Source organism: Streptococcus mitis (assembly GCF_047459985.1).
GTDB classification, from domain to species: Bacteria; Bacillota; Bacilli; order Lactobacillales; family Streptococcaceae; genus Streptococcus; species Streptococcus mitis_DZ.
Genome location: NZ_JASHHD010000002.1, coordinates 186665 through 198541, shown reverse-complemented (window position 1 = coordinate 198541; position 11877 = coordinate 186665). Strand labels below are relative to the sequence as shown.

The 11877-nt window shown below is 40.8% G+C and carries 10 protein-coding genes and 1 tRNA gene; 8 read left to right on the top strand and 3 right to left on the bottom strand.

What is annotated here, in order from left to right; genetic code table 11:
- The first annotated feature begins 57 nt into the window (after positions 1 to 57).
- The 6 genes from QM959_RS02485 (at position 58) to QM959_RS02460 (ending at position 6984) form a co-directional block, all read left to right on the top strand.
- Positions 58 to 129: transfer RNA gene (locus QM959_RS02485), tRNA-Arg, on the top strand.
- A gap of 340 nt (positions 130 to 469) precedes the next feature.
- Positions 470 to 1168, top strand: a complete 699-nt coding sequence (gene rnc, locus QM959_RS02480; protein WP_414371215.1) for a ribonuclease III — start codon at positions 470 to 472, stop codon at positions 1166 to 1168.
- Positions 1159 to 4698, top strand: a complete 3540-nt coding sequence (gene smc / locus QM959_RS02475) for a chromosome segregation protein SMC (RefSeq protein ID WP_414371214.1) — start codon at positions 1159 to 1161, stop codon at positions 4696 to 4698. The genes rnc and smc overlap by 10 nt, the downstream gene beginning before the upstream one ends.
- A gap of 296 nt (positions 4699 to 4994) precedes the next feature.
- Entirely contained in the window at positions 4995 to 5915 is a 921-nt protein-coding gene (locus tag QM959_RS02470; RefSeq protein WP_414371212.1) for a bifunctional riboflavin kinase/FAD synthetase, read from the top strand.
- A gap of 422 nt (positions 5916 to 6337) precedes the next feature.
- A complete protein-coding gene (locus tag QM959_RS02465; RefSeq protein ID WP_414371210.1) occupies positions 6338 to 6574 on the top strand; it encodes an AbrB family transcriptional regulator in 237 nt (78 codons plus the stop codon).
- Entirely contained in the window at positions 6571 to 6984 is a 414-nt protein-coding gene (locus QM959_RS02460; RefSeq protein WP_414371208.1) for a type II toxin-antitoxin system death-on-curing family toxin, read from the top strand. The genes QM959_RS02465 and QM959_RS02460 overlap by 4 nt, the downstream gene beginning before the upstream one ends.
- A gap of 92 nt (positions 6985 to 7076) precedes the next feature.
- Here QM959_RS02460 and QM959_RS02455 read toward each other — a convergent pair whose 3' ends face one another.
- From QM959_RS02455 to QM959_RS02445, 3 genes are read right to left on the bottom strand one after another with little or no spacing between them, the layout of a single operon-like run.
- On the bottom strand, positions 7077 to 7892 hold the full coding sequence (locus QM959_RS02455) for a TIGR03943 family putative permease subunit (RefSeq protein ID WP_414371207.1): 816 nt from the start codon (positions 7890 to 7892) through the stop codon (positions 7077 to 7079).
- Positions 7889 to 8794: a permease gene (locus QM959_RS02450; RefSeq protein WP_414371205.1), complete on the bottom strand. Its 906-nt coding sequence runs from the start codon at positions 8792 to 8794 to the stop codon at positions 7889 to 7891. Before QM959_RS02450 ends, QM959_RS02455 begins: the two co-directional genes overlap by 4 nt.
- Entirely contained in the window at positions 8795 to 8926 is a 132-nt protein-coding gene (locus QM959_RS02445; RefSeq protein ID WP_004234728.1) for an SPJ_0845 family protein, read from the bottom strand.
- 331 nt (positions 8927 to 9257) lie between these two features.
- On the opposite strand from QM959_RS02445, the gene QM959_RS02440 reads away from it, so the two are divergent.
- Both QM959_RS02440 and QM959_RS02435 read left to right on the top strand, forming a co-directional pair.
- Positions 9258 to 11387 (top strand): Tex family protein, encoded by a 2130-nt coding sequence (locus QM959_RS02440; RefSeq protein ID WP_414371203.1) that lies wholly within the window; start codon positions 9258 to 9260, stop codon positions 11385 to 11387.
- Complete coding sequence (locus QM959_RS02435) at positions 11374 to 11823, top strand: SprT family protein (RefSeq protein ID WP_414371202.1); 450 nt, start codon at positions 11374 to 11376, stop codon at positions 11821 to 11823. Before QM959_RS02440 ends, QM959_RS02435 begins: the two co-directional genes overlap by 14 nt.
- Positions 11824 to 11877 lie beyond the last annotated feature (54 nt).

The window sequence follows — 11877 nt, the reverse complement described above, 5'->3', positions numbered from 1 at the left end:
CTGACCAGAAAAAAAACTTGTTATTAGAGCAAATTTCTGTTATAATAAAACAAGTTTCCACCCTTAGTGTAATGGATATCACGTAAGATTCCGGTTCTTGAGATGGGGGTTCGATTCCCTCAGGGTGGATGTAAATATCCTAAAAAAGCCTTTAATAGGGCTTTTTTCTTTTCACCGCTCCAAATTTTGTCCTAAAACTGATAATCTCATTCCAAAGAATGCTCATACTCAATGAAAATCAAAGAGCAAACTAGAAAGCTAGCCGCAGGTTGCTCAAAACAGTGTTGTGAGGTTGTAGATAAGACTGACGGAGTCAGTCACATATATAATCTATAATCCAATGCGAAACTGACGGGTTTGAAGAGATTTTCGAAGAGTATCAAATCCCCTCCAGTCCCGTTTTAAAGTGACTCAGGGGGCTTTTTTTGATATAATAAAAAGGACTGTTATCAGTTAGAAAGAGGTTGGTATGAAAGAATTACAAACTGTACTAAAGAACCATTTTGCAATCGAATTTGCAGACAAAAATTTACTGGAGACTGCCTTTACTCATACGAGTTATGCCAATGAGCACCGCCTCTTAAAAATTTCACACAATGAACGCTTGGAATTTTTAGGAGACGCTGTTCTACAGTTATTGATTTCAGAATATCTGTATAAAAAATATCCTAAAAAACCTGAGGGTGACTTGTCTAAACTCCGTGCTATGATTGTCCGCGAGGAGAGTTTGGCTGGTTTTGCGCGTGATTGCCAGTTTGACCAGTTTATCAAGCTGGGTAAAGGGGAAGAAAAATCTGGTGGTCGCAATCGTGATACCATTCTTGGCGACGCATTTGAAGCCTTTCTTGGCGCCCTCCTTTTGGACAAGAATGTGGCCAAGGTCAAGGAATTTATCTATCAAGTCATGATTCCTAAGGTTGAAGCAGGCGAGTTTGAGATGATTACAGACTACAAAACCCATCTCCAAGAGTTACTACAGGTCAATGGGGATGTGGCTATTCGTTATCAGGTGATTTCTGAAACGGGTCCTGCTCACGATAAGGTCTTTGAGGTAGAAGTTCTTGTTGAAGGCAAGAGTATTGGTCAAGGTCAAGGTCGTTCTAAGAAATTAGCAGAGCAAGAAGCTGCCAAAAATGCCGTTGAGAAAGGGCTGGATTCATGTATTTAAAGGAAATCGAAATTCAGGGGTTCAAGTCTTTTGCTGATAAGACCAAGGTCGTTTTTGACCAAGGTGTGACGGCAGTTGTTGGACCCAATGGATCTGGAAAGTCGAATATTACAGAAAGTCTGCGTTGGGCCTTGGGGGAGTCTAGTGTCAAGAGCCTCCGTGGTGGCAAGATGCCGGATGTCATTTTTGCTGGAACAGAAAGTCGCAAACCGCTCAATTATGCTTCTGTAGTTGTGACTCTGGATAATCATGACGGATTTATCAAGGATGCAGGTCAAGAAATCAGGGTAGAACGTCATATTTATCGTAGTGGAGATAGCGAATACAAGATTGACGGCAAGAAAGTCCGTCTGCGTGATATTCATGACCTCTTCTTGGATACCGGATTGGGACGAGATTCCTTCTCTATCATCTCCCAAGGGAAGGTTGAGGAGATTTTCAACTCCAAGCCTGAAGAACGTCGTGCCATTTTTGAGGAAGCTGCTGGAGTTTTGAAATATAAAACTCGTAGAAAAGAGACTGAAGGTAAGCTTCAACAAACTCAAGACAATCTAGATCGCTTAGAAGACATTATCTACGAGTTGGATAATCAAATCAAGCCTCTTGAGAAGCAAGCTGAGAATGCCCGTAAGTTTTTAGACTTAGAAGGTCAACGCAAGGCTATTTATTTAGACGTGCTGGTTGCTCAAATCAAGGAAAATAAGGCTGAACTAGACTCGACAGAAGAAGAGTTGGCGCAGGTTCAGGAACTCTTGACGAGCTACTACCAAAAGCGTGAAAAACTAGAAGAGGAAAATCAGAATCTCAAGAAGCAACGCCAAGATTTACAGGCTGAAATGGCCAAAGATCAAGGCAGTTTGATGGATTTGACCAGTCTGATTAGTGATTTAGAGAGGAAATTAGCCTTATCGAAACTGGAATCTGAGCAAGTAGCCCTCAATCAACAGGAAGCACAAGCCCGTTTGGCTACTTTGGAGGATAAGAGAAATTCACTCAGCAAAGAAAAATCTGATAAAGAAAACTCTTTAGCACTTTTAGAGGAAAACCTAATCCAGAATAATCAAAAGCTCAATCGTTTAGAAGCTGAATTGCTAGCTTTTTCAGATGATCCTGATCAGATGATTGAGCACTTACGTGAACGCTTTGTATTGCTTTTACAGGAAGAAGCGGATGTCTCAAACCAACTGACCCGCATTGAGAATGAGTTGGAAAATAGCCGTCAGCTTTCTCAAAAACAAGCAGATCAATTAGAAAAACTCAAAGAACAATTGGCTACAGCTAAAGAAAAGGCTAGGCAGCAAGAGGCTGAGCTTGAAACTGCTAAGGAGCAGGTTCAGAAATTATTGGCTGACTACCAAGCTTGTGCCAAGGAGCAAGAGGAGCATAAAACTTCCTATCAAGCTCAACAAAGTCAACTCTTTGACCGTCTGGATAATCTCAAAAACAAGCAGGCCAGAGCCCAAAGCTTAGAAAACATCCTAAGAAATCATAGTAACTTTTATGCAGGTGTTAAGAGTGTTCTCCAAGAAAAAGACCGTCTTGGTGGGATTATTGGCGCAGTTAGTGAGCATCTGACCTTTGATGTGCATTATCAAACTGCGTTGGAAATCGCGCTTGGAGCCAGCAGTCAGCATATCATCGTAGAAGATGAACATGCGGCAACCAAGGCTATTGATTTCCTCAAACGGAACAGAGCTGGTCGTGCGACCTTCCTTCCTTTGACCACGATCAAGGCGCGTACGATTTCTAGCCAGAATCAAGATGCTATCGCTGCAAGTCCGGGATTTCTGGGCATGGCAGATGAGTTGGTGTCGTTTGACAAGAGACTAGAAGCCATTTTCAAGAACTTGTTAGCAACAACAGCAATTTTTGATACCGTGGAACACGCGCGTGCAGCAGCTCGACAAGTTCGTTATCAGGTTCGTATGGTGACACTGGATGGGACAGAGTTGCGAACAGGTGGTTCCTATGCGGGTGGTGCCAATCGCCAGAATAATAGTATTTTTATCAAGCCAGAACTGGAACAATTGCAAAAAGAAATTGCTGAAGAAGAAGCAAGCTTGCGTTCAGAAGAAGCGAGCTTGAAGGCTTTGCAAGATGAGATGGCTACGTTGACAGAAAGATTAGAGACCATCAAATCTCAAGGAGAGCAGGCTCGTATTCAGGAGCAGGGTTTATCCCTCGCTTATCAACAAACCAGTCAGCAGGTCGAAGAGCTAGAAACTCTTTGGAAGCTCCAAGAAGAGGAATTAGATCGTCTTTCTGACGGAGATTGGCAAGCAGACAAGGAAAAATGCCAAGAGCGCCTTGCTGCAATCGCCAGTGACAAGCAAAATCTGGAAGTTGAGATTGAAGAGATTAAGTCTAACAAAAATGCCATCCAAGAACGTTATCAAAACTTGCAAGAAGGGGTAGCGCAAGCTCGTTTGCTTAAGACAGAACTGCAAGGGCAAAAACGTTACGAAGTGGCTGATATTGAACGCCTAGGTAAGGAACTGAATAATCTAGATATCGAACAAGAGGAAATCCAGCGCCTTCTTCAAGAAAAGGTTGATAATCTTGAGAAGGTTGATACAGATTTGCTCAGTCAACAGGCTGAAGAAGCCAAAACTCAGAAAACAAACCTCCAACAAGGTTTGATTCGCAAGCAGTTTGAGTTGGATGATATTGAAGGGCAACTGGATGATATTGCTAGTCATTTGGACCAGGCTCGCCAGCAGAATGAGGAGTGGATTCGCAAGCAAACACGTGCTGAAGCCAAGAAAGAAAAGGTTAGCGAGCGCTTGCGTCATTTACAAAGTCAATTAACAGACCAGTATCAGATTAGCTATACTGAAGCTCTAGAAAAGGCACATGAGTTGGAAAATCTCAATCTGGCAGAGCAGGAAGTTAAGGATTTAGAGAAGGCTATTCGCTCACTGGGTCCTGTCAACTTGGAAGCTATTGACCAGTATGAAGAAGTTCACAACCGTCTGGATTTCTTAAATAGCCAGCGAGATGACATTTTGTCTGCGAAAAACTTACTCCTTGAGACTATCACAGAGATGAATGATGAGGTTAAGGAACGCTTTAAATCAACCTTTGAAGCTATTCGTGAGTCCTTTAAAGTGACCTTCAAGCAGATGTTTGGAGGAGGACAGGCAGACTTAATCTTGACGGAAGGAGACCTGCTGACAGCTGGAGTTGAAATTTCAGTTCAACCTCCAGGTAAGAAAATCCAGTCTCTTAACCTCATGAGTGGTGGGGAAAAAGCCCTATCGGCTCTTGCCTTGCTCTTCTCCATCATCCGTGTCAAGACTATTCCATTTGTTATCTTGGATGAGGTAGAGGCTGCGCTCGATGAAGCCAATGTCAAACGCTTTGGGGATTACCTCAATCGATTTGACAAGGACAGCCAGTTTATTGTCGTAACCCATCGTAAGGGAACCATGGCTGCGGCTGATTCCATTTATGGAGTGACTATGCAAGAATCAGGTGTGTCTAAGATTGTTTCGGTGAAGTTAAAAGATATAGAAGAAGCAGTAGACTAGTTACCAACGATAGCATCTCTTAGGAGGTGCTATTTTTTAAAACTAACACCTTGAAATGTTTTTTAATACTCAATGAAAATCAAAGAGCAAACTAGGAAACTAGCCGCAGGCTGCTCAAAGCACTGCTTTGAGGTTGTAGATAAGACTGACGAAGTCAGTTACATATACCTACGGCAAGGCGACGTTGACGTGGTTTGAATTTGATTTTCGAAGAGTATAAGGTCAGTTCAGGAGCAAAAAACAACATTTGGGATTTCCTTTTAGCGAAAAGGCTTTCTCTATGATATAATAGTTTCATGATTACAACAGTACCTATAAAAAATGAAAAAGACATTGCAGTACCGGATAAAACAGTTCTTGTATTAGGCTATTTTGACGGTATTCATAAGGGACATCAGAAGCTTTTTGAAGTAGCTAGCAAGGCTTCTATGAAAGATTATCTACCAGTTGTCGTGATGACCTTTACAGAGTCCCCTAAGCTCGCTTTGCAACCTTACAAGCCAGAATTAATGCTTCATATTGTTAGCCATGAAGAACGAGAACATAAGATGAAATGGCATGGAGTAGAGGCTCTTTTCTTACTCGACTTTAGTAGTAAATTTGCTAGTTTAACGGGGCAAGAGTTCTTTGATACCTATGTTAAGGCATTAAAACCGGCGATTATAGTAGCGGGATTTGATTACACGTTTGGTTCTGATAAGAAAACTGCTGATGATTTGAAAGACTACTTTGATGGAGAAATCATCATTGTTCCACCTGTTGAGGATGAAAAGGGGAAAATTAGTTCTACTCGTATTCGTCAAGCTATTCTTGATGGAGATGTAAGGGAAGCAGGTCATTTACTTGGAACTCCTCTACCATCACGTGGAATGGTTGTTCATGGCAATGCTCGTGGACGGACTATCGGTTACCCAACAGCAAATCTAGTTTTAAGAGATCGAACCTATATGCCAGCAGATGGTGTCTACGTAGTCGATGTCGAAGTGCAGCGTAAAAGATATCGTGGAATGGCGAGTGTCGGGAAAAATGTCACTTTCGACGGAGAAGAGCCACGTTTTGAAGTCAATATTTTTGATTTCTCAGATGACATTTATGGTGAAACAGTCATTGTCTACTGGCTAGACCGTGTACGAGAAATGATCAAATTTGACTCCGTTGAAGAACTGGTAGACCAACTCCAGAAAGATGAAGAAATTGCTCGGAATTGGAAGGATTGAGAGTAAGATGTTTAAAAAGTGAACCATATTTTGTGTTTGCTTTTTTATTTTTGAAAAGAAATTCTTACAGATATAAACCCGATTGAAGCTTTGTTCGAAATCTATTAAAATAAGGATATTAATAATTTTAAAAACCAAAGAAAAGAGATTATATGATTACAGGTGAATTAAAAAATAAAATTGATTAGTTGTGGGAGATTCTTTGGACTGAAGGTAACGCAAATCCTCTAAAAAATATTGAATATATGATAGAAAGAGCAAAATCATAGTTGACAATTCAAAAATCTTTGGAAGAATTAAAAACCTTAAAAAATCACTTATGCAGGAGTATTTTAGATAAGATTTGAAATGAGATAGCAGTTTTACACTATCGTTGTAATTACCGTAATTATTTGTTATAATACTTCAAAGGAGGAAATCAGATGGTCGTAAAAACAAGAAAACAAGGAAATTCAATCACCATTACCATTCCCAGTGAATTCAATATTCCAAGTGGTGTTAAATACGAAGCGAAATTGTTACCAAGTGGTGAAATTATCTTTACTCCCGAAGAGTCTGGACACCAGATTTCTTATGTTTCTGAGGATGCCTTTGACATAAAACTAGATACAATTTTTGATGAATACGATGATGTTTTCAAAGCTTTGGTGGAAAAATGATAATCTATCTAACAGAAAAGCAAATTGAAAAAATCAATGCTTTAGCAATTCAACGATATTCTCCAAATGAGAAAATTCAAACAGTTAGTCCTTCGGCTTTAAATATGATTGTCAATTTACCAGAACAATTTGTCTTTGGGAAGCCTCTTTATCCAACAATTTTTGATAAGGCAACGATACTATTTGTTCAATTGATAAAGAAACATGTTTTTGCTAATGCAAATAAACGAACAGCCTTTTATGTTTTAGTGAAATTTTTACAATTAAATGGTTATCACTTTTCTGTTTCTGTGGAAGAAGCGGTTGAAATGTGTGTGACTATAGCGGTAGAAGCTTTAACTGATGAAAAAATGATAAGCTATTCCAAATGGGTTTCTGAACATTCTGTCAGAGAAAATAACAAAAAGTAAGCTAGTTTGTTAGATTGAAATGAGCATAAGAAAAAATGAAGAGACAATATTAGAATTCTGTAATACAGAAACTCTGATATTGTCTCTTTTTATTAAAACACACGATACACATAGGGATTTTCTGGTTTATCGACTTTAGTAAAACTATCAATTTCCAAGGTTGGGAGGTTTTGTTTGAGTTCTTTATGGTAGTGATTGACCAGTTTTCCTTTAGCTGTTATCCAGGTGTTATTTTCATACTGACGGGTATTTCCCTTGGTCAGCAATCCATAGACACCCGAATCTGCGATACAGTGAATAATGCCGAAGCGGAACAAAAATTGGCTATTGGAGTGACTGGGGTCATTATAGACAAAGCCTGTAAACTGGACTGTCTTGCCCTCAAATTCATCTGGATAGTCGTAGATGGCTTCCATGACTTCCATGTAGTTTTCATTAGTAATCTGAATGCTATCTTGGGATAAATATTTATCCGCTGCAGTTCGCATTTCATTTTCATAGGCTGTTTTTGAAAAATAAGAACTGGTATCTGGTTTCAAATATTGACTCGTTGTCCCCTCACTTGTCTGAATGGCTTGATCCGTGCCTTCTGATAAAGGGAAATGATAGCCTTTGGCTGAAACGGTCTGAGAATCCAAGCTAACAGTTGGGAAAGTTAAGCCGACGACAATAGGAATGGCCAGAAGAGCAATACTCGTCCCCTTCGCTAATCGGTTGCTCAGATGACTATGGGTTTTGACTTGCTTCATCCAGATATATAATTGAACAATTGCTAAGATAAAGGAAAGTACCATGGAAATATAGGCCAGATAGGAATAGTGCATGTTGATGTACTGGTTTAATTTGCCCGACAGATGTAGGTAAATGGTTAGTTCAAAATAGCCAGCTAAAACTAAAAATCGAATCATAGGATGACTCCAATCAAGAGAGAATACACTAAGACGACAAGAGTCACAATCGTAATGAAGTGACTGATAAATCGTGCTTTCAAGTAATTTTTCATCATGAGAATATTTTTGATATCCAGCATTGGGCCAATGACGAGAAAGGCCAGAACCGGTGCCAAGCCGAAACTCGATAGAAGAGAAGCTCCGATAAAGGCATCCGCCTCACTACAGAGCGAAAGGAGAAAGGCCAAAAGCATCAAGAGCAGGATGGCAAAAAGAGGGGTTGCACTAATAGAGGTCAGAATCCGAGTCGGAACGTAAACTTGTATCACAGAGGCAAAGAGACAGCCAAATACCAAATAACGCCCTGTATCAAAAAACTCGTCTATGGATTGCACAAAGACTTGAAAAACTTTTTTTGCAGGACTCAAGTGAGAAAAATCATGTTCATGACAGGCCAAACGATCTTCTTTTTGGATCGGTTCTTGCCAGAAAAATCCCAGAAAAATCCCAAGTATCACAGCTACAAGAATGGAACCCAGAGTTCGTAAAAGAGCGACATGGAAGGAGTTGCCAAAGGCAGAATAGGTCGCAAAGAGAACAATGGGATTGATGACAGGTGCTGTTACGAGAAAGGGAACGGCCGTGTAACTGGGAACCTTTTTTTCCAGAAAACGATTGATAATGGGGACAATGCCACATTCACAAGAGGGAAAAAGTATCCCGACAAAGGTGCCAAAAAAGATTCTCCCCCAACGATTTCGAGGGAGAAAATGATACACCTTGTCAGGTGTGATATAAACCTCAATCAGCCCTGATACAATACTTCCTATCAGAACAAAAGGTAGGGCTTCAATGATAATGGAGAGAAAAATGGCTCCAGTCTGAAGCACGCTAGATGGTAGTTGTTGGAAAGCAGTCATCTAGTTTTTCTTTTCTGCTTTGGCTTTTTTCTCTTTGTCATCAGGGAAAGTAACTTGTTTCAAATCAGGGAGTTTCGCAAACTCTTCAAACATTTTGTCTAAGTCGTCTGTTTTTGTAAATTTTACAGCCATAGGTGTACCTCGATTCTAAATTCTACCTCTATTATACTATTATTTTGAGGAAAAGGGAGTTTTTTAATTTGTTTTCAATAGTTGATACTCTTCGTAAATCTCTTCAAACTACGTCAGCTTCGCCTTGGATTATAGATTATATATGTGACTGACTCCGTCAGTCTTATCTACAACCTCAAAGCAGTACTTTGAGCTGACTCCGTCAGTCTTATCTACAACCTCAAAGCAGTGTTTTGAGCAACCTGTGGCTAGCTTCCTAGTTTGCTTTTTGATTTTCATTGAGTATGAAAAGGATTGGAGAAAGCCTTCCAGCTTGTGGTATAATAGTTTTATGGATAAAAAATATGAAAAAATCTCCCAGGATTTGGGAGTGACTTTAAAGCAAATTGATACGGTTATGAGTTTGACAGCTGAAGGGGCGACAATTCCCTTTATCGCGCGTTATCGCAAGGACATGACTGGTAGTCTGGATGAGGTGGCGATTAAGGCCATTATTGACTTGGATAAAAGTCTGACCAACCTCAACGACCGTAAGGAAGCTGTCTTAGCTAAGATTCAAGAACAAGGCAAGTTAACCAAGGACTTGGAAGAGGCTATCTTAGCTGCCGAAAAACTAGCAGACGTAGAAGAACTTTATCTTCCTTACAAGGAAAAACGTCGGACTAAGGCAACTATTGCCCGTGAAGCCGGACTTTTCCCACTTGCTCGCTTGATTTTGCAGAATGTGGCGGACTTAGAAAATGAAGCTGAAAAGTTTGTCTGTGAAGAATTTGCGACTGCTAAGGAAGCCTTGTCTGGAGCAGTTGATATCTTGGTCGAAGTCTTATCAGAAGATGTCAATTTACGTGCTATGACTTATCAGGAGGTGCTGAGACATTCTAAACTCACTTCTCAAGTCAAGGATGAAAGTCTTGATGAAAAACAAGTTTTCCAGATTTATTATGATTTTTCAGAGACAGTTGCTAATATGCAGGGCTATCGTACCTTGGCCCTCAATCGTGGAGAGAAGCTAGGTGTCTTGAAAGTTGGTTTTGAACATGCGACAGACCGTATTCTAGCTTTCTTTGCTGCTCGTTTCAAGGTGAAAAACGTCTATATAGATGAAGTGGTTCAGCAATCTGTTAAGAAAAAAGTCTTGCCTGCTATCGAGCGACGCATTCGGACAGAATTAACTGAGAAAGCGGAAGAAGGAGCTATCCAGCTCTTTTCTGACAACCTGCGCAATCTCCTCTTGGTTGCTCCTCTAAAAGGGCGCGTGGTTCTAGGATTTGACCCTGCCTTTCGTACAGGTGCCAAGCTAGCTGTCGTTGATGCAACAGGAAAAATGCTGACAACACAGGTCATTTATCCTGTCAAACCAGCATCAGTTCGTCAAATCGAAGAAGCCAAGAAAGATCTTGCAGACTTGATTGGGCAATACGGTGTAGAAATCATTGCTATCGGAAATGGAACGGCTAGTCGTGAAAGTGAAGCCTTTGTGGCGGAAGTTCTGAAAGATTTTCCTGAAGTCAGCTATGTTATCGTCAATGAAAGTGGTGCTTCGGTATACTCTGCCAGCGAACTTGCTCGTCAGGAGTTCCCAGACTTGACTGTTGAAAAACGCTCTGCTATCTCTATCGCCCGTCGTTTGCAAGATCCCCTTGCGGAATTGGTTAAAATCGATCCTAAGTCAATCGGTGTCGGTCAGTATCAGCATGATGTCAGCCAGAAGAAACTGTCTGAAAGTCTGGACTTTGTCGTGGATACCGTGGTTAACCAAGTCGGTGTCAATGTCAATACAGCTAGCCCAGCTCTTCTTTCCCACGTAGCTGGACTCAATAAGATCATTTCTGAAAATATCGTCAAATATCGTGAGGAAGAAGGGAAAATCACTTCACGCGCTCAAATCAAGAAGGTTCCTCGTCTGGGAGCCAAGGCCTTTGAACAGGCAGCTGGTTTCCTTCGCATCCCTGAAAGTAGCAATATCCTTGATAATACAGGAGTTCACCCAGAAAATTACGCTGCCGTTAAAGAACTCTTCGAACGTTTAGATATTAAAGACATAAACGAAGAAGCCCAAAGTAAACTCAAGTCACTTTCAGTCAAGGAAATGGCGCAAGAGCTAGACCTTGGTCCAGAAACTCTTAAAGATATCATTGCCGACCTTCTCAAACCAGGTCGTGATTTCCGTGACTCTTTTGATGCGCCTGTGCTTCGCCAAGATGTCCTAGATATTAAGGATCTTGTGGTCGGACAAAAGCTAGAAGGTGTGGTGCGTAATGTCGTTGACTTTGGTGCCTTCGTTGATATCGGTATTCACGAGGACGGTTTGATTCACATTTCTCATATGAGTCGTAAATTTATCAAACACCCTAGCCAGGTGGTGTCCGTCGGAGATTTGGTGACCGTTTGGATTAAGAAAATTGATACTGAACGGGAAAAAGTCAATCTGTCGCTCCTAGCTCCAAATGAAACTGACTGATTACATTAAGCAGGTCTCACTAGAAGACTTCGGCAGACCTTTTATCCATCATGCACAGTGGAATTCTCGTCTACGTTCGACAGGTGGGCGATTTTTCCCAAAAGATGGGCATCTGGATTTCAACCCCAAGATTTATCAGGAACTGGGTTTGGATGTTTTTAGGAAAATTGTCCGACATGAACTCTGTCATTATCACCTCTATTTTCAAGGGAAGGGTTATCAACACAAGGATCGGGATTTTAAGGAACTTTTGAAAACGGTGGATGGATTACGCTTTGTGCCAACCTTGCCAAATAATCACTATAAACCACTCAAGCTTTATCGTTGTCAATCCTGCCAGCAAACTTATCAGCGCAAACGAAGGATTGATACCAAACGCTATCGCTGTGGGGTTTGTCGAGGTAAATTGCTACTAATAAATCAGCCTGAGGACTGATGAAAGCCGAGCCTACCCGTGATATACTATGTCTAACCTAGCAGAAAGAGGTAA